The organism is Kitasatospora sp. NPDC056273 (genome assembly GCF_042268845.1).
GTDB lineage: Bacteria > Actinomycetota > Actinomycetes > Streptomycetales > Streptomycetaceae > Kitasatospora.
In genome coordinates, this window is the sequence record NZ_JBHJSJ010000033.1 from 52,436 (window position 1) to 76,144 (window position 23,709).

At 74.1% G+C, this 23,709-nt stretch carries 25 protein-coding genes; 9 read left to right on the top strand and 16 right to left on the bottom strand.

The window, feature by feature from the left end:
• The first annotated feature begins 31 nt into the window (after positions 1-31).
• Entirely contained in the window at positions 32-625 is a 594-nt protein-coding gene (locus ACFCY1_RS26250) for a TetR/AcrR family transcriptional regulator (protein ID WP_375876247.1), read from the top strand.
• A gap of 427 nt (positions 626-1,052) precedes the next feature.
• Positions 1,053-2,465: an MFS transporter gene (locus tag ACFCY1_RS26255; protein ID WP_375876248.1), complete on the top strand. Its 1,413-nt coding sequence runs from the start codon at positions 1,053-1,055 to the stop codon at positions 2,463-2,465.
• A 129-nt stretch (positions 2,466-2,594) separates the two neighbouring features.
• Here ACFCY1_RS26255 and ACFCY1_RS26260 read toward each other — a convergent pair whose 3' ends face one another.
• Positions 2,595-3,020 carry an NUDIX domain-containing protein gene (locus ACFCY1_RS26260; RefSeq protein WP_375876249.1) on the bottom strand — a complete coding sequence of 142 codons (426 nt, stop codon included), beginning with the start codon at positions 3,018-3,020 and terminating at the stop codon, positions 2,595-2,597.
• Between the two features lie 210 nt (positions 3,021-3,230).
• Here ACFCY1_RS26260 and ACFCY1_RS26265 point away from each other — a divergent pair, with 210 nt between their 5' ends.
• Complete coding sequence (locus ACFCY1_RS26265) at positions 3,231-4,334, top strand: NADH:flavin oxidoreductase/NADH oxidase (RefSeq protein ID WP_375876250.1); 1,104 nt, start codon at positions 3,231-3,233, stop codon at positions 4,332-4,334.
• 87 nt (positions 4,335-4,421) lie between these two features.
• Here the strand turns inward: ACFCY1_RS26265 and ACFCY1_RS26270 are convergent, their stop codons facing one another.
• Entirely contained in the window at positions 4,422-5,186 is a 765-nt protein-coding gene (locus tag ACFCY1_RS26270; RefSeq protein ID WP_375876251.1) for a class I SAM-dependent methyltransferase, read from the bottom strand.
• Positions 5,187-5,791: 605 nt separating this feature from the next.
• The gene (locus ACFCY1_RS26275; protein ID WP_375876252.1) at positions 5,792-6,310 is read right to left on the bottom strand and encodes a hypothetical protein; all 519 of its coding nucleotides are present in this window, start codon (positions 6,308-6,310) and stop codon (positions 5,792-5,794) included.
• A gap of 255 nt (positions 6,311-6,565) precedes the next feature.
• Here ACFCY1_RS26275 and ACFCY1_RS26280 point away from each other — a divergent pair, with 255 nt between their 5' ends.
• The 3 genes from ACFCY1_RS26280 to ACFCY1_RS26290 all read left to right on the top strand — a co-directional run bounded on the left by ACFCY1_RS26280 (position 6,566) and on the right by ACFCY1_RS26290 (position 8,624).
• The gene (locus ACFCY1_RS26280; RefSeq protein WP_375876253.1) at positions 6,566-7,060 is read left to right on the top strand and encodes a carboxymuconolactone decarboxylase family protein; all 495 of its coding nucleotides are present in this window, start codon (positions 6,566-6,568) and stop codon (positions 7,058-7,060) included.
• Between the two features lie 555 nt (positions 7,061-7,615).
• Positions 7,616-7,858 (top strand): hypothetical protein, encoded by a 243-nt coding sequence (locus ACFCY1_RS26285; RefSeq protein ID WP_074005312.1) that lies wholly within the window; start codon positions 7,616-7,618, stop codon positions 7,856-7,858.
• Between the two features lie 10 nt (positions 7,859-7,868).
• Positions 7,869-8,624, top strand: a complete 756-nt coding sequence (locus ACFCY1_RS26290) for a helix-turn-helix domain-containing protein (RefSeq protein ID WP_375876254.1) — start codon at positions 7,869-7,871, stop codon at positions 8,622-8,624.
• 51 nt (positions 8,625-8,675) lie between these two features.
• On the opposite strand, the gene ACFCY1_RS26295 is transcribed toward ACFCY1_RS26290, so the two are convergent.
• Both ACFCY1_RS26295 and ACFCY1_RS26300 read right to left on the bottom strand, forming a co-directional pair.
• Positions 8,676-8,822: a hypothetical protein gene (locus tag ACFCY1_RS26295; protein WP_375876255.1), complete on the bottom strand. Its 147-nt coding sequence runs from the start codon at positions 8,820-8,822 to the stop codon at positions 8,676-8,678.
• Positions 8,823-9,170: 348 nt separating this feature from the next.
• The gene (locus ACFCY1_RS26300; protein WP_375876281.1) at positions 9,171-10,181 is read right to left on the bottom strand and encodes a zinc-binding alcohol dehydrogenase family protein; all 1,011 of its coding nucleotides are present in this window, start codon (positions 10,179-10,181) and stop codon (positions 9,171-9,173) included.
• A 200-nt stretch (positions 10,182-10,381) separates the two neighbouring features.
• On the opposite strand from ACFCY1_RS26300, the gene ACFCY1_RS26305 reads away from it, so the two are divergent.
• Positions 10,382-10,762: a winged helix-turn-helix transcriptional regulator gene (locus tag ACFCY1_RS26305; protein ID WP_375876256.1), complete on the top strand. Its 381-nt coding sequence runs from the start codon at positions 10,382-10,384 to the stop codon at positions 10,760-10,762.
• Positions 10,763-10,908: 146 nt separating this feature from the next.
• On the opposite strand, the gene ACFCY1_RS26310 is transcribed toward ACFCY1_RS26305, so the two are convergent.
• Entirely contained in the window at positions 10,909-12,099 is a 1,191-nt protein-coding gene (locus ACFCY1_RS26310) for a sensor histidine kinase (RefSeq protein ID WP_375876257.1), read from the bottom strand.
• Positions 12,096-12,779 carry a response regulator transcription factor gene (locus ACFCY1_RS26315; protein ID WP_074005305.1) on the bottom strand — a complete coding sequence of 228 codons (684 nt, stop codon included), beginning with the start codon at positions 12,777-12,779 and terminating at the stop codon, positions 12,096-12,098. The genes ACFCY1_RS26310 and ACFCY1_RS26315 overlap by 4 nt, the downstream gene beginning before the upstream one ends.
• A 144-nt stretch (positions 12,780-12,923) precedes the next feature.
• Between ACFCY1_RS26315 and ACFCY1_RS26320 the strand changes: the two genes are divergently transcribed.
• Together ACFCY1_RS26320 and ACFCY1_RS26325 are read left to right on the top strand one after the other, a co-directional pair.
• Complete coding sequence (locus ACFCY1_RS26320; protein ID WP_375876258.1) at positions 12,924-13,616, top strand: M15 family metallopeptidase; 693 nt, start codon at positions 12,924-12,926, stop codon at positions 13,614-13,616.
• Between the two features lie 236 nt (positions 13,617-13,852).
• Positions 13,853-14,767: an endonuclease/exonuclease/phosphatase family protein gene (locus tag ACFCY1_RS26325; protein ID WP_375876259.1), complete on the top strand. Its 915-nt coding sequence runs from the start codon at positions 13,853-13,855 to the stop codon at positions 14,765-14,767.
• A gap of 31 nt (positions 14,768-14,798) precedes the next feature.
• On the opposite strand, the gene ACFCY1_RS26330 is transcribed toward ACFCY1_RS26325, so the two are convergent.
• The 9 genes from ACFCY1_RS26330 to ACFCY1_RS26370 form a co-directional block, all read right to left on the bottom strand.
• Entirely contained in the window at positions 14,799-15,458 is a 660-nt protein-coding gene (locus ACFCY1_RS26330; RefSeq protein ID WP_375876260.1) for an SGNH/GDSL hydrolase family protein, read from the bottom strand.
• 38 nt (positions 15,459-15,496) lie between these two features.
• Positions 15,497-16,696: an RNA-guided endonuclease InsQ/TnpB family protein gene (locus ACFCY1_RS26335; RefSeq protein ID WP_375876282.1), complete on the bottom strand. Its 1,200-nt coding sequence runs from the start codon at positions 16,694-16,696 to the stop codon at positions 15,497-15,499.
• A 281-nt stretch (positions 16,697-16,977) separates the two neighbouring features.
• Complete coding sequence (locus ACFCY1_RS26340; RefSeq protein ID WP_375876261.1) at positions 16,978-17,631, bottom strand: hypothetical protein; 654 nt, start codon at positions 17,629-17,631, stop codon at positions 16,978-16,980.
• Between the two features lie 232 nt (positions 17,632-17,863).
• Complete coding sequence (locus ACFCY1_RS26345) at positions 17,864-18,895, bottom strand: hypothetical protein (RefSeq protein WP_375876262.1); 1,032 nt, start codon at positions 18,893-18,895, stop codon at positions 17,864-17,866.
• A complete protein-coding gene (locus ACFCY1_RS26350) occupies positions 18,892-19,731 on the bottom strand; it encodes a hypothetical protein (RefSeq protein WP_375876263.1) in 840 nt (279 codons plus the stop codon). Before ACFCY1_RS26350 ends, ACFCY1_RS26345 begins: the two co-directional genes overlap by 4 nt.
• Positions 19,728-20,531 (bottom strand): hypothetical protein, encoded by an 804-nt coding sequence (locus tag ACFCY1_RS26355; RefSeq protein WP_375876264.1) that lies wholly within the window; start codon positions 20,529-20,531, stop codon positions 19,728-19,730. Before ACFCY1_RS26355 ends, ACFCY1_RS26350 begins: the two co-directional genes overlap by 4 nt.
• Before the next feature lie 55 nt (positions 20,532-20,586).
• Positions 20,587-21,462: a hypothetical protein gene (locus ACFCY1_RS26360; protein ID WP_375876265.1), complete on the bottom strand. Its 876-nt coding sequence runs from the start codon at positions 21,460-21,462 to the stop codon at positions 20,587-20,589.
• Positions 21,463-21,756: 294 nt separating this feature from the next.
• The gene (locus ACFCY1_RS26365) at positions 21,757-22,359 is read right to left on the bottom strand and encodes a DNA-binding response regulator (protein WP_074005297.1); all 603 of its coding nucleotides are present in this window, start codon (positions 22,357-22,359) and stop codon (positions 21,757-21,759) included.
• The gene (locus tag ACFCY1_RS26370) at positions 22,356-23,627 is read right to left on the bottom strand and encodes a sensor histidine kinase (RefSeq protein WP_375876266.1); all 1,272 of its coding nucleotides are present in this window, start codon (positions 23,625-23,627) and stop codon (positions 22,356-22,358) included. The genes ACFCY1_RS26365 and ACFCY1_RS26370 overlap by 4 nt, the downstream gene beginning before the upstream one ends.
• Positions 23,628-23,709 lie beyond the last annotated feature (82 nt).

A 23,709-nucleotide genomic window follows, 5' to 3' on the forward strand; every position in this document is an offset into this window, starting at 1 on the left:
CGCGCGGACCGTACCGAGGAGCACGGGCTCCGTGCCGCCGACCCGCAAGGGCGCCGCCACCAGGCAGCGCATCGTCGAGGGAGCCGCCCGGGAGATCCGCGAGGCGGGCGTGTTCGCGCTGCGCCTGGAGGACGTGATGGCCCGCACCGCGACCAGCAAGAGCCAGCTGTTCCACTACTTCCCCGGCGGGAAGGACGAACTGCTGCTGGCCGTGGCCCGCTTCGAGGCGGCCCGGGTGCTCGACGACCAGCAGCCGGAGCTGGGCGCCCTCACCTCCCGGGAGGCCTGGCTGCGGTGGCGCGACAAGGTCCTCGCCCGCTACCGCGCCCAGGGCGTCGGCTGCCCGCTGCACGCGGCCCTGTCCCAGCTGGGCACGGCCACCGGTGCGGGCCGGACGGTGGCCGCCGAGCTGCTGGGGCAGTGGCGGGGACAGCTCGCCGCGGGCATCCGCCACCTGCGGGACGGCGGTGCGGGCGCCGCCGGCCTGGATGCCGAGCGGGAGGCCGCGGCGCTGCTGGCCGGGATCCAGGGCGGGGTGCTGATCCTCATGGCCACCGGCTCCACCGACCATCTGGAGGCGGCACTGGACTCGGGCCTCGCCCGGCTGGGGCTCACGGAGGACTGACGACGCCCTGACGGAGGACCGGCCCAGGGCCCGTGACGGCGCCTCGGCGGTGACGCGGCGGGGTCGGTCCCGTACGGACGGGCACCGCCCCGGTGTGGAACGGGCCACATTCCAGGGGTCGTTGACGGTCCGAAGTGACCAGGGTCACGTCCGGCGCGCGTTCGCGGCGCCCGGCGGCGCGGCCCCGTGGCGGGACTGGGCGGGCGCCGTGGCGGCACGGGCGAAGGGCCCGTCCGCTTCGGGACCTTGGTCGCGAATCCCCTCGACCTTCGCCCCGGTGGCGCCCCCTCGGAACCGGGGCAACCGTGGACGGTCGCCCGTTGTGACCGGGCGGTGGCGCCGTCCGAGGTGGGCGGCGTCTTCCCCTGCCGTCTACCCGGCGCACGGTGCGCAGTGCGTGCCGTACGCTCCGGAGGACCCCAAGTACATGTCCCAGACCATCGACAACGCCCCGTATACCGCGTTCCACCGCAGGCTGGCCCTCGCCTGTTCGGGCGGACCCCTGCTCGACGGCTACATCCTGAGCATCGTCGGCGTCGCCCTGATCGGGATGCGCCCCGACCTCGGGCTCTCCACCGCCGAGGTCAGCCTGATCGGCGCCGCCGCCCTGGTCGGCATGTTCGTCGGAGGCGCGCTCTTCGGCGTGCTGACCGACAAGATCGGCCGGGAGGTGATGTACACCGCCGACCTGCTCGTGATGGTCGCCTGCTCGGTGCTCTCCTTCTGGGTGGACGCGGTGTGGGCGATCACCCTGCTGCGCTTCGTGCTCGGCATGGCCGTGGCCGCCGACTACCCCATCGCCACCTCGCTGCTCGCCGAGTGGCTGCCCGCCAAGAAGCGCGGCCGCCTGCTCGGGCAGCAGATCGTCGCCTGGTACGCCGGCTCGGTGCTCGCCTACGTGGTGGGCTACCTGTTCCTGGAGCTGGCCGGGCCGGGCAGCTGGCGGTGGATGCTGGCGAGTTCCACGGTGCTGTGCGTGGTGTTCCTGGTGATCCGCCGCGGCTCGCCGGAGTCGCCGCGCTGGCTGGCCGCCAACGGGCGGGTCGGTGACGCGGTGCGGGTGGTCGAGAAGCACCTCGGGGTCCGGGTCGACGGCCGGGAGCTGATGCCCGATCCGGCCGAGCGCGGCCGCCCCGCCGGACTGCGCCTGCTGATGACCCAGCCCTACCGGCGCCGCACCCTGTTCTGCGGCCTGTTCTTCATGTGCCAGGTCGGCCCGCTGTTCGCGATGCTCACCTTCGGCCCGCAGATCCTCTCCTCCTTCGGCATGCCGGGCGGCACCGTGATGGAGACCCTCGGCACCGGCCTGATCAGCCTGGTCTTCCTGCTCGGCTGCTACCCGGCGCTGCGCCTGATCGACACCCGCGGCCGGCGGCCCGTCATCATCTGGTCCTTCGCGCTGATGACCGTCCCGCTGGCGCTGCTGGGCGTGTGGCCCACCGCCCCGGCCGCGGTCGCACTGCTGGCGCTGTGCGCGTACGCCTTCCTGTGCGGCGGGCCCAACGTGCTCGACTGGACGTACCCCAACGAGCTGTTCCCGACCGAGATCCGGGCCACCGCCGTGGGCGTCGCCACCTCGGTGAGCCGGATCGGCGCGGCCGTCGGCACCTACCTGCTGCCGCTGTCGCTGACCGGGCTGGGCACCGGCCCGACCATGCTGATCGCCGCCGGGGTCACCGCCCTCGGGCTGCTGGTCTGCGTGGCGTGGGCGGAGGAGACCCGCGGCACCGCGCTGGGCGCCTCCCCGGCCGCCCCTGCTGCCCCCGCCGGCGCCTCCGCCGGCACGCGGACCGCGCGGGGCGCCGTTCCGGCGCAGCGGGTGGCGCAGACGGCGCGCTGACGGAGGACCGTCCGTGCCGTTCCGGCCCCCGCCCGCCCGGGCGGGGGCCGTCGCGGTCTGTAGGCCTCTGGGCCTGCGGGTCTCTGGGCCTGCGGGCCTCTGGGCCTCCGGGCGGGCCGGGCCTGCGGGTCAGGCCAGGTCGCCGCGTTCGCGCAGCAGGGGCAGGAGGTGGTCGCGGACGGCGGGGGCCAGGCGCAGGGTGTCGTCGCGGCCGTCGGTCCAGCGCAGGTCGGCGAGTTCGGCGGCGGGGACGGGCTCGCGGTCCAGGGTGGCGGTGAAGACGGTCATCAGCATGGGCACGCCTTCGAGGGCGGCGGTGGCGCGGATGTCGGTGAGGTGGCGGGGGTCGACCGGGGCCGCGCCGAGCTCCTCGCCCAGCTCGCGGGCCAGCGCCTGGAGGGCGTCCTCGCCGGGGTCGGGCTTGCCGCCGGGGAGGTAGAAGACCTCGGGGGCGGCCTGCTTGCTGACGACCAGGAGCCGGCCGTCCCGGATGATCACGGCGGCGGCGACGGTGAGGGGCGTTTCCGGGATGCTGGTGGCTGCGGATTCGATCATGGAAGCGATTGTCGCAGGTGGGAGGGTGTCGGGAGGGCGCGCCGACGGGAAACCCTTGCAAGTCCATGCGCGCGCAACTATTGTTTACGAATGTAAGTGCAGCTGCAAAAGTTGCATGCTCGCCCTTGCCTCGCCCTGCGCCCCCGCTTCACCCCGCATCCCTGCCTCACCCTGCGTCCTGGCGTCAGCCGACCCAACCGGGAGTCCGACATGAGCACCTCTCTCTTCGCCCCGCTCACCCTGCGGTCCCTGACCGTCCCCAACCGGATCTGGATGCCGGCGATGTGCCAGTACAGCGCGGCCCCGGACGGCGCCGCGGCCGGCGTCCCGACCGACTGGCACTTCACCCACCTCGCGGCCCGCGCCGCCGGCGGCACCGGGCTGATCATCACGGAGGCCACCGCGGTCAGCCCCGAGGGACGCATCAGCCCGTACGACCTCGGCATCTGGAACGACGAGCAGGCCGCCGCCTTCCGCCGGATCACCGCGTTCCTGAAGAGCCAGGGCACCGTCCCGGCCATCCAGCTCGCCCACGCCGGCCGCAAGGCCTCCACCGAGCGCACCTGGGTCGACCGCGGACGCCCCGTCGCCCCGGACGAGGAGCACGGCTGGACCCCGGTCGGCCCCGGCGCCGAGGCCTTCTCCCCCGCTCACACCACGCCGGACGAGCTGACCGTGGAGCAGATCGGCGAGATCGTGCGGCAGTTCGCCGACGCCGCCCGGCGCGCGCTCGACGCAGGCTTCCAGGTCGCCGAGGTCCACGGCGCCCACGGCTACCTCGTGCACCAGTTCCTCTCCCCCCACACCAACCGGCGCACCGACGGCTACGGCGGCTCCTTCGAGGGCCGCATCCGCTTCGCGCTGGAGGTCGTCGACGCCGTCCGCTCGGTGTGGCCCGAGGACCTGCCGGTCTTCTTCCGCGTCTCCGCGACCGACTGGCTCACCGAGAACCCGGAGGACGACCGCGAGGGCTGGACCTCCCAGGACACCGTCCGCCTCGCCAAGGAGCTCCGGGCCCACGGCGTCGACCTGCTCGACGTCTCCACCGGCGGCCTCGTCCCCGACGCCCGGATCGAGGCCGCGCCCGGCTTCCAGGTGCCCTTCGCCGAGGCCGTACGCCGCGAGACCGACCTGCCGGTGGCCGCCGTCGGCCTGATCACCGACCCCGCCCAGGCCCAGGCCCTCCTCACCGAAGGCCGCACCGACGCCGTCCTGATCGGCCGCGAACTGCTGCGCAACCCCTACTGGGCCCGCCACGCCGCCACCACCCTCGGCGCCGAAGTCACCACCCCCATCCAGTACCACCGCTCCTGACCCCCGCCCCGCCCCGGAGTGGGAAGTCGGCCCGACCGACTTCCCACTCCGGTCCGCTCGCCGTGGTCCCCAGGAGGGATGTCGCCTCTACTCGGGTCGCCGACGCGCGAGATGGACGGTGATGTCGGCGGTGATCTCGACTGTCTCGGGCAGGACCCGGGCGATCGCGTCGTATGCCTGCTGCCGCGTCGGTCGCGGCAGTTGGAGATAGGCCGAGACGGTCGACAGATGACCGATGTAGTCGGGAGCGCTCATGGTCAGGCGCCGCTCGATGACGGACTGCCGGACGTCGACGAACAGCTGGGACCGTTGCAGCTCCGTGCCCGGCCACTGCATCGCCTCATCCGGAGCGGTCCCGTCGGGAGACGGGACCTCGTCACTTGCCAGGAACGGCGCCCGTGCCGCATGCACGGCTTCCTCGACAGCCGGATCAGCCAGCTCGAACGGGCCGCCGAACGAGGAGAACACACCCTCCGGTTCCAGTAGCGCGGCCACACGTGACCACCGACCCTCCCGGCGTGTCCAGTGCAGGGCCGCCGCCGCATAGACCAGCCCGTAGGTCTCACCCGGCCGCAGGTCCTCGAACGCTGCCCGGACGGCCGTCACGCTTGCGGGCACCGCCTTGCGCAGCTCGGTGAGCATGGCCGCGTCGGGCTCCGTGGCCGTGACCGCGACCCCGTGCTCAGCGAACAGCCGGGTCGCCTTGCCCGTTCCCGCACCGATCTCCAGGGCGGTCCGAACCGGCCGACCCGCATACCCGAGCACCAGGTCGAAGAGCTCTTCGGGATACCCCGGCCGGAACCGCTCGTAGGCCTCCGCAATCGCGCCGAAGCCCAGTGCACGAGTAGACATGCCGAGCATCCTGGCACGACCGGGACGGACAGCACCTGGCAATACCCGGTGGGGGCCCTTGGCCTTCCGGTCTCGAGCCGGCAGCCCAACGACCGACGACTCGACACGCCACCACTCCCACGAGGCCACCGGCCCATGCCCGACCAGCGAGAACGCAGAGCTCAAGCCCGGAAGGGCAACAGCCGCTGACCAAGGGGCAGCCATCACGCTCCAACGCCGCACGGGACGTCGGGCCTATCGACTTCTCAATCACCTGCCCCCTCACCCCACCCGGCGGAGCAGCGAAGCACAGGAAGTCGGACCCGCCGACTTCTCACTCCGGTCCGCTCACCGCAGCCATCAACGGACCGGCGCAGCACAGGAAGTTGAACCCTCCGGCATCCCACTCACCGCCCTCACCCGGCGAAGCGGGAAGGGAGCGGAGTGCCCCAGCGCGAGAAGTCGGGGCGGGCGACTTCCCGCTCCGGTCCGCGCGCCGAAGCTGCCGAGCCGTGCAGGTCGGGGCCCGGGGAATTGCGGGTGGGCGAGGGGTGGTGGGGGTGGCACGGAGTGGGAAGTCGGGGCGGGCGACTTACTGCTCCTGGCCCGGGTGGGCGAGGGGTGGGTCAGGTGTTCTGCCGGCCCGGGATCTCGGTGGTGTCGGGGTCGATGGGGGTGGCGTCGCTCAGGTCTTCCACTCTCAGTGGCTGTTGGCCGTCGAAGACGACCGCGAGGCCGTAGGGGTCGCAGATGGGCAGGCGGCCTTCGGCGAAGTGGAGGTGCCACTCGTCGAGGTAGAAGTTGAGCTGGGGGGAGTCCAGTGGGAAGTCCGCGGCCGGCAGGCGGAGGTAGGGCTGCGACTCCGCTTCGGTGAGGCCGAAGAGGGCCGGGTCGGCGGCCACTGCCTCGCGCACGAAGTGGAGCGCCGTCTCGAGGTAGTGGTCGATCCTGCCGAGGACCTCGGCGATCAGGGGGAGGTCGGCCCGGTCGAGGTCGTCGGTGTCTTCGAGCAGGATGGTGGCCTCGACGGGGGCGCCGTACAGCGTGCTCCTCGGGGCCTGGTCGATGCTCCAGACTCTCAGGCCGTCAGGACCCCGGGAGGGGAGCAGCCGTCCGATGCCGTTGCGGAAGACGTTCGGGGGCACGGTGACTCCGTCTCGCGGGACTCGGGGTGCGGCCGCAGGGATTGCGGCCGTTCCCTCGGATGGTACGGCCGCAGGAAATCTTTCGGCACGGCCAGGGCGCTGTGATGCCATTTCAGGGGGTCTCGACCGCAAATTTTCCTGCGGGGCGGGGTGCGTGTCGGATTTGAGTTGGAGTGCACTCCAAGTTCTACGGTTTCTGCCGTGGTCGCCGCCGCAGGTGGTCGGCGGCGCGGGAACGGGAGAGGAGCGGCGCCGATGAGCAGGTCCGCGCACGAGGCCGAGGTCCGCCGGGAGCGTTTCGCGCGCGGGTTGGAGGTGCTGGAGCGGATCGACGGCGAGGTCGGGCGGCGGGTGGTGGACGCGCTGGGCGACGTCAGTCCGGAGCTCGGGCACCAGGTGGTCGCCTGGGGGTTCGGGGAGATCTACAGCCGGCCGGGGCTGCCGCCGCGCGATCGGCAGTTGGTCACCCTGGGCATGCTCACCGCGCTCGGCGGGTGCGAGCCGCAGCTGGAGGTCCATGTCAACGCCTCGCTGAACGTCGGGCTCACGCCGCAGGAGATCGTCGAGGCGCTGCTGCACTCCGCCGGCTACTGCGGCTTCCCGAAGGCCCTGAACGCCACCTTCGTCGCCAAGAAGGTGTTCGGCGAGCGCGGCCTGCTGCCGGTCGCGGCGGACCGGCAGGACGACCAACGGGACGACCGGCGGGAGGACCGGCCGACGGACCGGCAGGCGGGTCGGCCGACCGACTGACCGACTGACCGGCAGCCGGCCGACGGACCGACCGGCCCAGTGGTGCGGACTTCGGCGCGGCGGAAGGTGCCGCAGCTGGCCCGCCCTGCTGGAACAGGGCAAGCCGGATCCCCTGGGTGGTGTCGAGTGGCAACGGCCGGGGAGACCGCGTGCATGGGGCGCGACAGGCCAATGCCGCGCCGGGCCCTGGCGCCTCCGGCTCCCGGCCGGGGCTGGGCTGGTGCGGGGCGCTCACCCCGCCGATATCCACTGAGGATGGCGTTTCGATTTCCTCGCGGCAAGCCCGAAAGCGCGCGGGAGGTCGGACGCGGCAGGTAGCGGGACCCGGGGGTGCGGACGGCCGGACGGCCGTGAGCTGCGAATTCCTTCCGACGGTTTTTCAATTTCGGCTGGGACAAGGCGAGAAACGGCGGCGTAAACCGTTGGACCGCCCCCGTGGTACACGGCGACCCTGTGCGTGGGTGTCCAGCCCGCCCGGCTCTGGAAGGCCGGACGGGCACGCGTGAGGACCCCGGTCGAGTGGCAGCAACCGCAACCCAGCGAAGCGGAGACCGCATGGAACAGCAGTACACCCCGGCCGCGAACGCGGCGTGCGTCGAGGTCCGGACGGCCCCCGGCACCCCGGTGCCGGTCCCGGCCACCGTGCTCGTGGTCGTCGTCCTCCTCCTCACCACCGCCCTGACCACCCTCGGCACCCCCGCCCGCACCGCCGTCGCCACCCTGGCCGGCGCCGGACTGCTCGGCATAGAGCTGGTCCGCCGCCTGGCCGAGGCGCTCACCGTCCACCGGGCCCGCTAGGAGGCGGCCGGTGGGGCGCCTGAACAGCGCCCTGGCTGAGCAGGACAAGGAGGTCCGGACGCTCGCGCGGTGGCTGCGCGCACTGCGCGAGCGCTCCGGCCTCACCTACAGCCAGATGGCGTGCAAGACCATCGAATTCACCCGGCCCGTCTCCCTCGCCACCCTCTCCCGCGCGGACGAGGGCCGTACGGTGCCGACCTGGCCGGTCACCGAGGCCTACGTCCGGGCCTGCGGCGGCTCGGTGCGCACCGCCGAGCGGCTGTGGCTTCGCGCCGACGCCCGCCGGCCCGGCAGGAGGGGGAAGGTCGCGGACTGCGGACCGGCCGCGCACCGGGCCCTGCGGTACGTCACGGAGCGTTCCGAACTGCTCGTCGCCATGCGGCGGTTGCGGCTGCGCGCCGGGAGCCCGACCCTGCGCGAGCTGGAGACCCGCGCGGTGCGGGGTGCGGTGAGCCACCTGCCGCGCAGCACCCTGCACGGGGTGCTGGCGGGCGAGCGGGACTGCACCGAGCGGGTCCTCGTCGAGTTCGTCCGGGCCTGCGGGGCGGGCCCGGCGGAGGAGGACGAGTGGGTCGCGGCCCTGCGCCGCACCGCCGGGGCACCGCCCCCGCCGTCCTCCCAGCCCGACGTCCGCCGCCAACTCGCCGAGGCCCACGCGGAGATCCGGCACCTGCGCCGCGCCCTCGGCAACCGCCCGGCGCGGGAAGCCGGCCCGCCCGACGTCCCGCGCCGCACCGGCCGGTTGGCGGGACGGCCCGTCCCCTGACCGGAGGCCGCGCCCCGCGTGCCGGAGCGGGAAGCCGGCCCGTCCGACGTGTCATGCCGTGGCCGGTGGCTCCCCCTCGGGCAGCAGGTACCGGCCGAGGTGCGCCGTGAGGAACGCGGTGATCGTCTCCGCGTCGGTGGACTCCGCGGGCAGGTCACCCGGGCGGGGCTGGTGGATCCTGACGAGTTCGTCCCTCAACCGGGCGTCGAGAAGCGGCGCTTGGTAGCTGTCGATGGTCCCGCGGTAGAACAGCCAGTCGGAGATCCTGACGGCGGGGCAGCGGCCGGACTGCGGCTCGTCCGACAGGTGGCTGTCCCCCCAGGCGCCGACGTAGACGTAGTCCGCGCGCCTCAGGGCTCCGTCGAGGTGCGGGGTGGGGTGGTCCTTCAGGTTCCAGTAGCTGCGGGCTTCGGCTTCGGGTTCCGGGAACGCGGCAAGCCAGAGACGGAACCGGACAGCAGGGCCCGGGCGGCCAGGGCCGCCACCGCCCCGGCGCCGGTGGCGATGAGGGCCTCGATCTGGCCGGTGCGGCGGGAGGGCACCGGCTCAGAACCCGGTGAGGGTCGTCTTGCCGATCGCCGTACCGGACTCCTGGAGGCGGTGGGCCGCCCGGAGGTTGGCGGCGTTGACGGGGCCGAGGTCGCGGGTGGCGGTGGTGGTGAGGACGCCCGCGTCCACGAGGCGGGCGACCCGGTCGAGGATGCGGTGCTGCACCGCCCGGTCGGCGGTGGCGTGCAGGGAGCGGGTGAACATGAACTCCCAGTGGAAGGAGATGCTCTTGCCCTTGAGGACGCCGATGTCCAGGGAGTCGAAGTCGTCGACGGCGACGATGCCGCCGAAGGGCTTCAGGGCCTCGGCGTAGGCGGTGAGGTTGCGGTCGGTGGCGACGGTGCTGAAGACGTGGTCGAGGCCGCCGGGGGCGACCTCGGCCAGCTGCGGGCCGAGCGGGCGGCTGTGGTCGATCACGTGGTCGGCGCCCATGCGGCGGGCGAAGTCGGCCGATTCCGGGCGGGACGCGGTGCCGATCACGGTCAGGCCGGTGAGGGCGCGGGCGAGCTGGGTGACGAGGGAGCCGACGCCGCCCGCGGCGGCGGTCACCAGCAGGGTGCCGCCCTGCTCCGGCCCGCCGGTGCCCAGGCCGAGGCGCTCGAAGAGGCCCTCCCAGGCGGTGAGCGCGGTCAGCGGGAGCGCGGCGGCCCCGGCGAAGGAGAGGGTGGCGGGCTTGCGGCCGACCAGGCGCTCGTCCACCGCGTGGTAGCGGGAGTCGGCGCCGGGCCGGTCCAGGGCTCCGGCGTAGTACACCTCGTCGCCGACCCGGAACAGCTCCGTCTGCGAGCCGACCGCGACCACGGTGCCGGCCGCGTCCCAGCCCAGCACCCGCGGCTCGCCGCCCGGGTCGGCGCTCTGGCGGACCTTGTGGTCCACCGGGTTGACGCCCACCGCCTCGACCCGCACCAGCAGGTCGCGCGGGCCCGGCCGGGGCACGGGCAGCTCGACGTCGAGCAGGCTCCGCGGGTCGTCGACCGGCAGGCTCCGGCGGTAGGCGACGGCGGGCATCGTCGCCGGGATCCCGGCGGTCTCGGGCGTCGGGGGCGTCGCGGGCACGGCGGTCATCAGGGCTCTCCTCCTCGGGGCGCCCGGGGTGTCCGGGCACGTCGGAGACGGTATGCGGAAGGTAGTGGTTACCCGCAAGGACCATTGGTACCTGTTGGGTACCGAAGCAGTACCCGACGGGTACCAATGGGTACCATCGGCGCGTGACGACGACCCGTACGGCGAAGACCCACGCCCCCGACTGCACCGACCCCAAGTCCGTCTACGCCGCGGCCTGCCCCTGCCGCGACATGCTCGACCTGCTGGCCAACAAGTGGAGCGCCCTCGCCCTGGGCGCCCTGGAGGACGGCCCGCAGCGCTTCGGCGCGCTGCGCACCCGCCTGCAGGGCGTCAGCCCGAAGGTCCTCACCCAGACCCTGCGCAGGCTGGAGGAGCACGGCCTGGTCCACCGCGAGATCCACGCCGAGGTCCCCCCGCGGGTCGAGTACAGCCTCACCCCGCTGGGCGTGGACGCCTGTGCCCCGCTGGCGCACCTGCGCACCTGGGTGGAGCGCAACATCGACCGCTTCCCCGTGGCCGGCTGAACCGCCCCGGACCGGTGACCGGCGGGATCGCCGGGCAGCCGGCCGGGGAGGCGTCGAGGACGGCTCCGCTCAGCGCCCGGACGGGGCGGCGGCGACCGAGCTGCGGCATGGCCGCCACCTTCCCACACGGCTCTTCCACCGTGACGTCAACGAGAACCGGGCAGACCGGGCAGGCCCGGCAGGTCGAGGGTGACGCGGAGGCCGCCGGCGGGTTCGGGGGCGAGGTGGAGGGCCCCGTGGTGGGCGTCGGTGACGGCGGCGACGATGGCCAGGCCCAGGCCGTGGCCGCGGCGGGCCGGGTCGGTCTCGGCGGTGCGCCCGCGGCCGCGCAGGAACGGTTCGGTGAAGGTGGCCACGGCCTCCGCCGTCAGCTGGGGGCCGGTGTTGGCGACGGTCAGGCGTACCCGCCCGGGCCGTTCGGGGTCGGCCCCGGTGGCGACGGTGACCCGCCCGCCGGTCGGCAGGTTGTGCCGCAGCGCGTTGTGCAACAGGTTGACGGCCGCCTGGCGCAGCAGGACGGGGTTGCCGGTGGTCGGGGCGGGGCGCAGGTCGGCGGTGAGGGTGACGCCGAGGGTCCGGGCCTCGTCGCGGACGGCGGCCAGTGCCTCGTCGGTGGCGGTGGCGAGGTCGGTGGGGGCGAGGTCGGGCGGGGCGTGGCCGAGGTCGGCGAGCTGGAGCAGGGCCTCGCTGATCTCGATGCCGCGCTGGTTGGTGTCCTGGAGGCGGCTGACGAGCCGGCCCCAGTCCTGGCCGGCCGGGTCGGCGGCGGCGACCTGGAGCATGGTGCGGGTGATCGCCAGCGGGGTGCGCAGTTCGTGGGAGGCGTTGGCGGCGAAGCGCTGCTGGGCCTCGAAGGAGTGCTGGAGGCGGGCGAGCATCTCGTCGAAGGCGTCGGAGAGGTCGGTGAACTCGTCGCGCGGCCCGGTGAGGGCGATGCGGTGTTCCAGCGCGCCGCCCGCGGCGCGGTGGGCGGCGCGGGTGATGTCCTGCAGCGGGCGCAGCACCCGGCCGGCGATCAGCCAGCCGCCGACCAGGCCGACGGCGGTCAGCAGGGCCAGGGCGTAGCCGCTGGCGGTGAGCAGGGAGCGCAGGATCTCCTGGCGGGAGGGGGCGTCGGAGCGGTAGCGCGGGTTGGAGGAGGTGAGGGGGTAGTTGGGCACGTAGCGCATGCCGACGTAGACGACGGCGAGGCAGAGGACGCCGGCGGTGACGGCGAAGAGGGTGTAGCTGAGGGTCAGGCGCATCCGGGCGGTCAGCCGGCGCGGGCGGGTTCCGGTGCGGCGTCCGCCCGTACGGCGCCCGGAGGCGGAAGAGGCGGGACCGGGGTCGGGGTTCACTGCGGGGTGCCTTCCTGGCGCGGGTCGGTGAGGCGGTAGCCCACGCCCGGCACGGTCTGGATCACCCACGGGTCGCCGAGGCGTTTGCGCAGGCCGGAGATGGTGATGCGGACCGCGTTGGTGAAGGGGTCGGCGTTCTCGTCCCAGGCGCGTTCCAGCAGGTCCTCGGCGCTGATGACGCCGCCGTGCGCCGCCATCAGGACCTCCAGGACGGCGAACTGCTTGCGGGACAGGCCCACGTAGCGGCCGTCGCGGTAGACCTCGCGGCGGAAGGGGTCCAGGCGCAGCCCGGCGTACTCCAGGACGGGCGGCGCGGCCTGGGCCGGGCGGCGGGCCAGCGAGCGCAGCCGGACGACGAGTTCGGCGAGGTCGAAGGGCTTGGTGAGGTAGTCGTCGGCGCCGAGTTCGAAGCCGGCGACCTTCTCGTTCAGGCGGGCGGCGGCGGTGAGCATCAGCACCCGGCAGCCCAGGCCCTGCTCGACGATGCTGCGGCAGACGTCGTCGCCGTGGGTGCCGGGGATGTCGCGGTCGAGGACGACGACGTCGTAGCTGTGGACGGCCAGGCGCTCCAGCGCCGCGTCGCCGTCGGTGACGATGTCGCAGGCCATCGCCTCCAGCCGCAGTCCGGCCTGGACCGCCTCCGCGAGGTAGATCTCGTCCTCCACCACCAGGACCCGCACGTGCCGTTCTCCCTCGCTCCGCTGTTCGTACCCATTGGACCCGATGGGGCCTATCGAAAACGTATCGGCCTGCGCAGACGTCCTCGCAACACCGACTTTCCTCCAATGGTCCGGCAACGGACGAGCACCACCGGGAGGCAGGAAATGGACACGACGGACACCCCGACGGAGACGGGGACCAGCACGGCCACGGGCACGGAGACGGGGACGGGGACGGCCACGGGGACGGCCGCGCGGAGCGGACGGCAGCGGCGGCTGGCCGCGGGCGCCGCCGCGACGGCGGTGCTGGCCCTGGCCGGGGCGTGCGCCGCCGACCCGCCGGGCACCGAGGCCGTCCTGCGCACCCTGGCGGCCACCGTCACCGCCCAGCCCGTCACCGCCCCGCCCGTCACGACGGAGGCGGAGGCGGACGGGGAGATACCCGACGGCCGGACGCTGACCCCGTCCGACACCGGCTCCCCCGCCGTGGGCAACCTGGACGGTCCGCTGCGCGAGGCCCTGCAGCAGGCGGCCGTCGACGCGCAGGCCAAGGGCATCGAGATGACCGTCACCTCCGGCTGGCGCAGCAAGGCCTACCAGCAGCGGCTGCTGGACCGGGGGGTGGTCACGTACGGGAGCCTGGAGCAGGCCCGGAAGTTCGTCAACACGCCGGAGAAGTCCGCGCACGTCAGCGGCAAGGCGGTGGACGTCGGCCCGACCAACGCCGACTACTGGCTGATCCAGAACGGCGCCCGGTACGGGCTGTGCCAGGTGTACGCCAACGAGATCTGGCACTTCGAACTGCTCACGACGCCGGGCGGGACCTGCCCGGCGCCGCTGCCGGACGCCGCAGGGTGAGGGGGCGCGCCGTGACCGCTCCCGCCGGTTCCGACACGCCCGCCGAGGCGCCCGACGGGGCCGCCCGGCCGTCCCGGCGACGGGCCGCACCCGGGTGGTGGGCCGTACGCCGGTGGCTGGCCGCACCCCGGTGGCCGATCACACGAGGGCAACGGGCCGCACGGGGGCGACAAGCCGCACCCCGCCGACGGGCCGAACCCCGCTGGCACGCCGTCCCCCGGTGGCGGCGCGGGCGCGTGCCCGCCGCGCTCGGGCTGCTCACCGCGCTCGCCCTGGGCGGCCACCGGCTGGTGCCGGAACTGGGCGTGGGCCTGGGCAGCCTGTGGGAGAGCGCCCTGCCCTGGAGCGCCCTGGTGGCGGTGGCGGCGCTGCTGTGCGCGGCGCTGCGCCGGGCACCGGCGGCGGCCTGCGCGGGCGGGGTGCTGGCGGTGGTGTGGGCGGTGGCGTTCGGGCCGCTGCTGCTGGGCGGCGGGGCTCCGGCGCACGGGGCGTCGACGGGCGGGACCGGCGGGCCGGGACTGACGGTGGTCACCCACAACGTGAACGCCGCCAACCCGGACCCGGCCGGCACCGCCCGCGCCCTGCTCGCCGCCGACCCTGACCTGGTCGCGCTGGAGGAGGTCACCGACGCCGCCCTGCCCGCCTACCAGGGCGTGCTGGACAAGGCGCTGCCCCACCACGCCCGCACCGGCACCGTCGCGCTGTGGAGCCGCTACCCGGTGACGGAGTCCCGGCGGCTGGTCATCGACCCCGGCTGGAACCGCTCCCTGCGGGCCGAAGTCAGCGCCCCTGGCGGGCCGTTGGCCGTCTACGTCGCCCACCTCGCCTCGGTGCGGATGACCGCCACCGGCTTCGCCACCGCCCACCGCGACCGTGACATCGCCGCCCTCGGCCAGGCCCTGGACGCCGAACCGCTGCGCCGGGTCCTGCTGCTGGGCGACCTCAACACCGCCGCCGACGACCGCGCCCTCGCCCCGCTCACCAGCCGCCTCACCCCCGCGCGCAGCGGCTTCGGCTTCAGCTGGCCGTCCGCCCTCCCCCTGGCCCGGATCGACCACATCCTCACCCGCGATCTCCCCGCCACCGCCACCTGGACCCTGCCCGCCACCCCCAGCGACCACCGCCCGATGGCGGCACGGCTACGGGGCTGACGGCGGGGCCCGGCGGCAGGCCCGAGCCCGGTCAGGCGACCAGCCGAAGCCAGGCCGCCGCGAGGGCGGCGTGGCCGGCCGGCGTCGGATGGACGCCGTCCTCGGCCCAGTGCTCGGCCCCGCTCGTCGCGGCGAGTTCGGCGAACCTGCCGTCGGCGGCGAGCAGGTGGGCCCCGTAGCGGCGGGCGAGCCTGCGGACGGCCTGGATCTTCGGGTCCAGGTCGGCGCGCCACCGCTCGCGTTCCTTCTCGCCGACGAGCGCGGCGCCGGCCTCGACGGTGCCGCGGATCGGCAGGAGGAACGGCTCGATGAGGACGAGTTCCGTGCCCGCCTCGGCGAGGGGCGCGAGGAGGCGGTCGTAGCCCGCCTCGAAGCGTTCGGCGGGGATCGGGTACCCCCGCGGGTCGAGGATGTGCCGGCCCGCGTCGTTGACCCCGACGAGGATCGAGACGACGTCCGGGCGCGCGTCGAGGACGTCCGTCCGCCAGCGGGCTTCCAGGTCCGTCACCTTGTCGCCCGCGTTCGCGGTGTTCAGCCAGGTCACCGGCCGGTCGGGGTGGCGGTGGGCCCACTCGCCGGCGACCCGCAGCGGGTAGCCGTGCCCGAGGCCGTCCCCGCTCTCCCGGCGGCGGCAGTCGGTGGTCGAGTCGCCGGTGAACAGCACGGTGCTTCCCGGCCGGAGGGTGATCATCGTGACTCCTCCCCCGGCTGAAGCCGGGGGCTTTCTCGCTAGCCCTTCCGGGCGTTGCGACGGGCCAGCCCGGCCCGTAGAACATTGACGGCTCCCACCGTGTCGGCGTGCGCCCGGTGGGCGCAGCCGGTGCAGCGGAAGGTGTCCTGGGTGGGCCGGTTCTCCGCCGTGGTGTGTCCGCATGCGGGGCACGTCCGGGAGGTGTTGCGGGGGTCCACGGCGATCACTTCCCGTCCGGCGCTTTCAGCCTTGGCGTGCAGGATCGTGAGGAACACCCCCCATCCGGCATCCGATATCGAGCGGTTGAGTCCGGCCTTGGCCGCAGCCCCGTTCGGCAGGAACGCGCCTGCCTGTTCGGGGTCGGGTTTCGGCGCGGGGGCCTTGACCATGTTGCGGATCTTGAGGTCTTCGTGCGCGATCAGATCATGCGCGCGGACCAGTCCGAGGGCGGTCTTGTGGGCATGGTCGAGCCGTTGACGGCGGACCTTACGGTGCAGCCCGGCCACGGTCTCCACAGCCTTGCGGCGGCGATTGCCACGGCGCTTGCACCGACTGAGGGCCTGCTGAGCGGCTTCGAGCTTCGCGGCGGCCTTCCGGCCGTGGCGGGGGTTGGCAACGAACCCGCCGTCGGAGTCGGCGAGGAAGTTGGCTATGCCCATGTCGATGCCGACCACGCTGCCGGTCGCGGGCAGCGGATCGGGCCGGGCCTGCTCGGCAGTCAGCACCACGTACCAGCGCTTGCCCTCACGCTTGACGGACACGGTCTTGACCGTGCCGACCACCGCACGGTGCCGATGCACCTTGACGTGGCCGACGCCCTGGAAACGGACACGGGTCACCGGGTCGTGCGGGGTCGAGTCCCAGCGGCAGCCGTCACCGTTTCTGGGGAAGTCCACCGTGTCGAACCGGTTCACGCCCCGAAAGCGCGGGTAGCCGGGTTTCTCGCCGGACTTGACCCGGCGGAAGAACGCGGCGAACGCCTTGTCCAGCCGTCGAAGCGTGGCCTGCTGGGAGGAGAAGGACCACCGGCCCTGACACTCCGGGTCGAACGCCCGGATCTCCTTGAGCTGCGCGGACTGCCCGCCGTAGCGGACCGTCGTCCTGGAGACATGCCGCCAGGCATCACGTCGTTCCTGCAACGCCCCGTTGTAGAGCGAGCAGTGGTCCCGCAGCATCTCAGCCAGTGCCTGCTGCTGGCCCACGGTGGGCCGCATCAAGAACTTGTACGCACGAATCAACACGACCCACCCCCTCCACCGCCTCGACCATCAACATGCCACACGCCGCTGACAGAAGACACCACGAGCGTCCCGCCGCGCAGGGACGTGGCGGCGCTCCGCGCCGCCGATCTCAGGATCGGATTCCCTCCCCGGCTGAAGCCGGGGATACCCTCCGAAGATCAGGGATGGGTGCTCCTCGCGAGGGGTGGGTCCGGACCTCTCGAAGGTGCCGGGCCGCACTGTCACCGCGCTGACGTCAACCTTCATCTCACCTGTGGGAAGCGCGAGATGACGACATGTCAGCCGACGGGGACGGCGTCCTTCGGCAGGGTGTGCCAGTTGGTGACGACCGGCTTGTCGACCGGGGTGGTGCCGACGGGGATGCTCACCGGGTTCGGGTCGGGGGTGCCGATGCCGATGATGACGTCGGTGTACTGGACCGCCTGGTTGCCCTTGGTGGTCTTGGTCATGATGCCCGCGTACACGGTCTTGGCGCCGCTCAGGGTGATCTGCTCTCCCGCTCCGCGCTCGAAGGCGGCGGCCTCGATGCCGCCCGAGCCGAACGCGATGACGGGGTGGCCGGCGGGGAGCGTGCAGGTGATGCCCGACTTGGCCTTGGCGCTGATCAGGAGGTAGCCGCCGGCCTGGGTTTCGGCCTTCGCGACGAAGTCCAGGTCGTTGGCGCCGCAGACCTGGCCGTACCCGCTCTTGTCGCCGGGTGCGGCGGATGCCGAACCGGCGGGCGCGGCAGGGGACTTGGGCGGGGCGGTCTTCGTCGGTGCGGCTCCGGCCGGCGCGGCCGTGGCGGGCGCGGCGGGCTCGGAGGGCGCGGCGGCCTTGGTCACGGGGGCGGTGGGGGCGGCCGCGTCGCTGTTGTCCGGTCCGCAGGCCGTGGCGGTGGCGGCGATCGCCGCGACGGCGGCGGCGGTGAGGGCGAGGCGGCGCGTACGCATGGGGGGTTCTCCTGCTGTCGTCCCGGCGGTGCGGTTCACCGGCGTGCGATCACCGTACGGGCGGGTCGTTCACGGGCCGGTGCGGGAAATATCCCGATCCTGTCCCAGAAGGCCTGCGCCAGAAGGCTTGTGTCAGAAGGCCTGTACGGACGGGGTGTTGGAGGACGCGGGCGGGGAACGCCGCCGGGCCGGCCCCCGCAGGAAGGGGGCCGGCCCGGTGGAACGGGGCGGGTCAGCCGAGCAGTTCGCCCTGGAGGGTGACGACCTGCCGGAAGGGCGCGATGGGCACGCCGGCGGGGTTGGTCATGGTGATGACGGCGACGACGTCGGCGGCGGAGAGGTAGGCGACGCGGGCGGTGGGGGCGCCCTTGGTGCCGGCCGTGGTGGACTCCACGAGGGTCAGGCTGCTGCCGTCGAGGGCGTCCCAGTCGTCGTGGGGGGTGCCCTTGGTGGAGGGCGCGGCCTTGGGACCGCCCTTGGAGCGCACGTCGGCGAAGGCGCCCCAGGACTCCCGGACGGAGCCGAAGCGCAGCAGCCGGATCTGGGTGCGGGTGCCGTCGGAGGCGGTCCACTCCCGGACGGTGGCCGCGCGGCAGGCGTGCTCCAGCAGCACCGAGCGCATCTTGACCGGGTCCTGCTGCTCGTCGGCGATCGCGTCGCAGGGCACCCACTGGCCGAACGCGGATCCGGGGGCGGAGGCGGCGGCGGAGGCGGCGGCGGAGGCGGCGGCGGACGCGGAGGCCGAGGGCGCCGGGGAGGCCGGGGCCGACGGGGCGGCGGTCGGCGAGCCCGAGGGGGTGGCGGCCGCGGTGGGCGCCGGGAAGACCGGCGGGGTCAGCGAGCCGCCGGCCTCCTTGGGCGCGGGCAGCAGCAGGTAGCGCAGGTCCGCGTGGTGCGGGGACTTGCCCTTGTCGTCCGGGGCCTCCTGGCCCGCGGGCAGCGGAGGCAGCGTCAGCGGCGCGAAGGTGTAGCGGCCGTCGCTCGCGGTGGCCAGGCCCGGCAGGTCGGTCCGGTCGGGGGCGGTGACGGCCAGCGCGCTGCCGGTGCCGGCGAGGGCGAACACCAGGACGGCGCCGCTCCAGCGCACCGCGGCCTTGCGGCGCCGGGTGCGGCGGGCCTCCTGCTCCGCGAGGGCCGCGGGGTCCTCGGCGGTGGCGAAGGGGACGGCGACGGGCGCGGCGAGCGCCTCCAGGACCGGATCGGCCCCCTTCCCGGGCACGGGCGCGTTCGCGGGCGCGGGCGGCGGGGTGGCGTGGTCGGTCATACGGAGGCTCCGGGGCGGGCGAGGCGGTCGAGCTGGAGGGTGAACAGGGCGACGATCTTGTCCTTGGGCAGCGGCGCCACGCCCTCGGCGCTCATGACCACCAGGAGGTCGCCCTCGGCGGCCGAGCACTCCAGGTAGTCGATCGGCGCGGACGGCGGCGCCGGCATCAGGTAGCAGTGCGCCTCGGGGTGCCCGGGGACGGCCGGGCCGACCCGGAACAGGCCGGTGTCGCCGGTGAAGACCGCGGTGTACTCGTTGATCCGCTGCACTTCCTGCTGGTTGAACTGGCGCAGCTTCAGGCCGATCACCAGGTCGTCCCCGTCGGCGAGGTAGGTGCGCACGCCGGAGGCCTTGACGTGCATGCCCTCCCAGTAGGCGCGCATCTTGTCGCGCTTGTCCTTGGGGAGCTGCTGGAGGTCGGCGTCCATCTCGGCGGACAGCTGCTCGCCGTTCTGCTCGCTGTCGTGGCCGTAGCCGCCGTCGTCCGGGCCGGGCCGGTAGCCGGCCGGTACGGGCAGCAGCAGGTCGCGCATCGAACCGAAGTGGCTGCCGTTGGACTTGGCGCCGTACGGGGTGGCGGTCGCGGTGGGGGTGGGACCGGTGGACGGGGCGGCGGCGGTGGCCGGCGCGGGGTCGTCGTACTGGGTCTTGATGATGCCGACGCCGACGGCCACGCCGACCAGCGCGGCCGCGGCGGTCGCGGCCCCCGCGCGCAGCAGGCGGCGGGAGGCGGGGCTCGGACCTGCGGGTGCGGCGGGGCCGATGGGCGAACCCTCGGATGCCGACTCGGGCGCGCCCGGAGCGGCAGCGGAGGTGGTCACGGTGTCGTCGTTCATACCAGCCGCTCCCACTGCCGCTTGGCGAGGTCCTTGAGGGTGTCGGGGTTCACCGGCTTGGTGTCGAAGACCTCGATCGTCATCTCCACCGAGCCGCGTTTGGCATGGGCCCCGCCGTAGTAGAACTGCTCGGTACTCTCGGACCAGTGACGGGGCAGGATGTCCACCTTGTAGCCGCCGTTGGCGCTCTCGGCGAACGGCAGCGGCCAGTAGCCGGTCTTCGCCTCGTCTGCGCGGTCCTCGGTGAACTGGACCAGCTGGACGCGGTAGAAGACGCCGTCCTTCTTCCAGTTCACCTCGGCCGCGCGCCGGAAGCCCCGCGAGGCGAGGTCCTTGAACGTGTCGGCCGCCCCGCTCTTCTCCTCGGCGATTTCGCCGATCGAGACCCAGCTCGGCTTGTCCGCGTGGTCCCCCCAGGGGGCGCTGCCCTCGGGGGCGCCGATCAGCAGCTTGGTCAGGTCGCCGTCGATGCCGATCGGCGCGGGCTGCTCGGCGGCGAGGGCGGCCGGGTCGACCCGCTCGGCCGGGTAGGCCGGGCGGGCGGCCTGGAGCGGCGGCAGCGGCGTGGGCGGGCGCTGGGCCTGCACGGCGTAGCCGACGCCACCGCCGGCCAGGGTGCCCAGCACCAGGGCGCAGGCGGTCAGCAGCACGGGGCGGGGGCGGCGCGGGCCGCGCGGGGCGCCGGCCTCGGGTGCGAACGGCGCGGCGGGTACGGCGGGTTCGGGCGCGACGGGCGGTGCGGCGGGCGGCGGCGGAGCGGCGGGCGCGGCGGGCACCGGCTCCGCGGGTTCGGTGGTCACGGAAGTGGCTCCAGAGGAGGAGGAAGAAGAGGACGGGGAAAGGGCGGAGCCGGGCTCAGCCGCCGGTGGTGAGCCACTCGCGCTGGCGCTTCATCAGCTCGTTCAGCAGCGCCTTGTCGGGCGTCCCCTTCACGTCGACGTCGATCGTGTACTGGACGTCGCCCTGGCTGGAGATGCCGCTCATCGAGCCGGTGTAGGCCTGCTGCTTGGGGGCCTTCAGGTAGCCGCGGCCGCCGGAGTCGCCGTCGATGTCGAACGGGTCCAGCGACTTGATCTTGTAGTTCTTGGCGAAGTCGGACGCCATCGCGGTGGAGCCGAACTTCAGCAGGGTGACGGTGACTTCGGCCTTGCCGTCGGCGGTCCGGTACATCCGGTTCGCGCCGCCCTTGTAGCCGTAGGACTTGAGGATGTCCATGATGCCGTCCTGCTTGCCGAAGAGGTCGGCGACGTCGTCGTCGCTCATGGCCATCCCGTCCACGGGCCCGTAGGACTCGCCGCCGGCCGGGATGGGGAGCAGGAAGTAGCGCAGGTCGCCCTCGTGCTTGCCGCCGCTGACGGTGCCCTTGACGGTGCTGACGGGGGCGGGCTCGGCCGGGACGGCGGTGGGCACCGGGACGGGCGCGGCCGAGGGCGTCGCGCTCGCGGCGGCGCTCGCGCCCGAGGTCGCCTTCGACGGGGCCGGGGTGGCCGCGGCGACCGGGCGGGTGTCGGGCTTGCCGACGGCGACGGTCACGGCGGCGCTGGCCGCGGTGACGGCGAGCAGTCCGGCGGTGGCCAGCGCGACGCCGACGGCGCGCGGCAGCCGGCGCGGGGCCTGCTCCGGTGCGGACGGCGCGACGGCGCCGGCCTGGGCGTCGGGCGCGGCAGCGGCGGGCGGCTCGGCCGGTGCCGGAGGTCCGGCGGCGGCGCCCTCGTTCTCGGGCTCAGGCAAGGAAATCCCCCCAGTGAAGAATGCGGAATCCCACGCGCGGGCTCCTCACGGGAACCACTCCCCCAGCGGGTTCTCCGGGCATTCCGTCACGCGTGTCGGCAGGAATTATGAAAGGCCGCCGACACCACTGCCAAAACAATCAACCGCCACACTTTCCCCCAATGTTCGACGAATCGGACACACCGTGATCGAACCGCAATGGGCGCTGTCCTGCGGTGATGACACTGTGTCGACACATCGATTCGAACACGGCCTACTTCCGCCCCGCCGGTTCAGGGGGCCGGACCGGTGCCGTCAGATCCACCCTTCCTCCCAGGCCCGCCGCGCCGCCTCGTGGCGGGTGCGCACGGCGAGCTTGGTGATGGCCCCCGAGAGGTAGTTGCGCACGGTGCCGGGGGCGAGGTGGTGCTGCTCGGCCAGCGCGCTGATCGGCTGGCCCCGGTGGACGGCGCGCAGCACGTCCAGTTCGCGCGGGGTCAGCGGGCAGGGCGTCTCGGTGAGGGCGTGGGTGGCGAGCCGGTGGTCGATGTAGCGGCCGCCGCCGTGGACGTCGCGCAGGATGTCGGCCAGCCGGGTGGCGGGGGTGGTCTTGGGCACGAAGCCCTGGATGCCCGCCGCCAGTGCCCGGCGCAGTACGCCGGGCCGGGCGTGGCGGGTGACGAGGACGACGGGGACGGGGTGGCGGCGGCGGATGGCCTGGGCGGCGCCGACGCCGTCCAGGTGGGGCATCTCCAGGTCCAGCAGGGCGATGTCGACCGGATGGTCGGCGGCGGCCCGGACGGCCGCGGGGCCGTCGCAGGCCTGGGCGGTGACGGTCAGGTCGGGTTCGAGGTCGAGGAGCGCCGCGAGGGCTCCGCGGGTGAGGTCCTCGTCCTCGGCGAGCAGGATGCGGATCACGCGGGGGCCTCCCGGTCGGTGTGGCCGGCCAGTTCGAAGCGGCCGTCGGGGTGGGTGGTGGTGCCGACGTGCCCGCCGATGGCGTGGAAGCGTTCCCGCAGCCCGGCCAGGCCGCTGCCGTTACCCCTGCCGCGGTCGGTGGCGGGGTGCGCCGGGGCGCCGTCGTTGCACAGCAGGACGCGGACCCGGCCCGCGTCCGCGGTGACGGTGATCCGGCAGTGCCGGGCGCGGCTGTGGCGCAGGATGTTGGTGACGCCCTCGCGGACCAGGGCGGCGAAGGCCGGCTGGAGCTGGTGGGGGACGCGTTCGGCGTCGCCGTCGACGGCGGTGCGGATCCCGGCGGCCTCCAGGAGCCCTACGGCGTTGGCCAGTTCGGTGCCCAGGCTGGCGCTCCGGTAGCCGTGGACCACGGCCCGGGACTCCTCCAGGGCGGCGCGCGCCAGTTCGGTGATCTCCCGGAGCTGGGCGCGCGCCTCGTGGTCGCTGCGGCCGATCAGCCGCTCGGCCAACTCCCCCTTGAGCGTGATGGCCTGGAGCCGGTGGCCCTGGAGGTCGTGCAGGTCCGCGGCGAAGCGCATCCGCTCCTCCGCCACGGCCAGGTCGGCCGTGGCTTCGCGGACCTGCTCGGCCTCCAGCACCGCCCGCCACAGCCGGAGCAGGACCAGTTCCACCGCGGCGACGAACAGCAGCATCCCGGCGCCGGTCGCCGCCGGCACCCCGGGCAGGAGGCCGGGGGTCTCGTGGCGCCACTGCGCCACGGCCTCGCCCAGCACCGCGCAGACCAGTGCGACCGCCGTCAGCAGCCGGCGCCGCGCCCGGGCCGGCAGGGACAGGGCCAGGGCCGCCGTCATGGCCCCGGGCACCATCGCCCAGTCGAGCGCGGTGTACGGACGGTCCGCCATCTCGCCCCAGGTGGCGACCGCCACGGCCAGCAGCGCGAGGCTCCACCGCCACTCGGCCGCGGAGGGGCGCGGTCCGGGCTTCTGCCCTTCGGGGGCGCCGTACCCCTGTTCCTCCGGCGGGCCGGCACCGGGCTCCCGACCCACGGCGCGAGGCGGCACCGCCCGGCGGACGAGCCGGGTGTGCTGGACCAGGACGGCGACGATCACCGGGGCCGTCAGCGCCGTACGCACCGGGTCCAGGTTGAAGACGACGTCGTTCGCGGCCAGCAGCAGCCACAGGGGCCCCAGGGCGAGCAACGTCCGGCGGGTGAGGAGGCCCAGCCGACCCGGATCGACCACACCGGCCCCCGCGAATGAGGTGCTCATGTCCGGCCAGCGTAGAGGCCGTCGCCGCGCCCTGTCTGTAGCCGAACCAGCCAATAGATCATGACAGTTGTCATAAACCGAC

What these genes read in the sequence shown, in the direction of transcription:
- ACFCY1_RS26255 (WP_375876248.1), top strand. Translation starts at nt 1,053, where the DNA reads ATGTCCCAGACCATCGACAACGCCCCGTATACCGCGTTCCACCGCAGG.
- ACFCY1_RS26260 (WP_375876249.1), bottom strand. Translation starts at nt 3,020, where the DNA reads ATGATCGAATCCGCAGCCACCAGCATCCCGGAAACGCCCCTCACCGTC.
- ACFCY1_RS26265 (WP_375876250.1), top strand. Translation starts at nt 3,231, where the DNA reads ATGAGCACCTCTCTCTTCGCCCCGCTCACCCTGCGGTCCCTGACCGTC.
- ACFCY1_RS26270 (WP_375876251.1), bottom strand. Translation starts at nt 5,186, where the DNA reads ATGTCTACTCGTGCACTGGGCTTCGGCGCGATTGCGGAGGCCTACGAG.
- ACFCY1_RS26280 (WP_375876253.1), top strand. Translation starts at nt 6,566, where the DNA reads ATGAGCAGGTCCGCGCACGAGGCCGAGGTCCGCCGGGAGCGTTTCGCG.
- ACFCY1_RS26285 (WP_074005312.1), top strand. Translation starts at nt 7,616, where the DNA reads ATGGAACAGCAGTACACCCCGGCCGCGAACGCGGCGTGCGTCGAGGTC.
- ACFCY1_RS26300 (WP_375876281.1), bottom strand. Translation starts at nt 10,181, where the DNA reads ATGCCCGCCGTCGCCTACCGCCGGAGCCTGCCGGTCGACGACCCGCGG.
- ACFCY1_RS26320 (WP_375876258.1), top strand. Translation starts at nt 12,924, where the DNA reads ATGGACACGACGGACACCCCGACGGAGACGGGGACCAGCACGGCCACG.
- ACFCY1_RS26330 (WP_375876260.1), bottom strand. Translation starts at nt 15,458, where the DNA reads ATGATCACCCTCCGGCCGGGAAGCACCGTGCTGTTCACCGGCGACTCG.
- ACFCY1_RS26340 (WP_375876261.1), bottom strand. Translation starts at nt 17,631, where the DNA reads ATGCGTACGCGCCGCCTCGCCCTCACCGCCGCCGCCGTCGCGGCGATC.
- ACFCY1_RS26345 (WP_375876262.1), bottom strand. Translation starts at nt 18,895, where the DNA reads ATGACCGACCACGCCACCCCGCCGCCCGCGCCCGCGAACGCGCCCGTG.
- ACFCY1_RS26350 (WP_375876263.1), bottom strand. Translation starts at nt 19,731, where the DNA reads ATGAACGACGACACCGTGACCACCTCCGCTGCCGCTCCGGGCGCGCCC.
- ACFCY1_RS26370 (WP_375876266.1), bottom strand. Translation starts at nt 23,627, where the DNA reads ATGAGCACCTCATTCGCGGGGGCCGGTGTGGTCGATCCGGGTCGGCTG.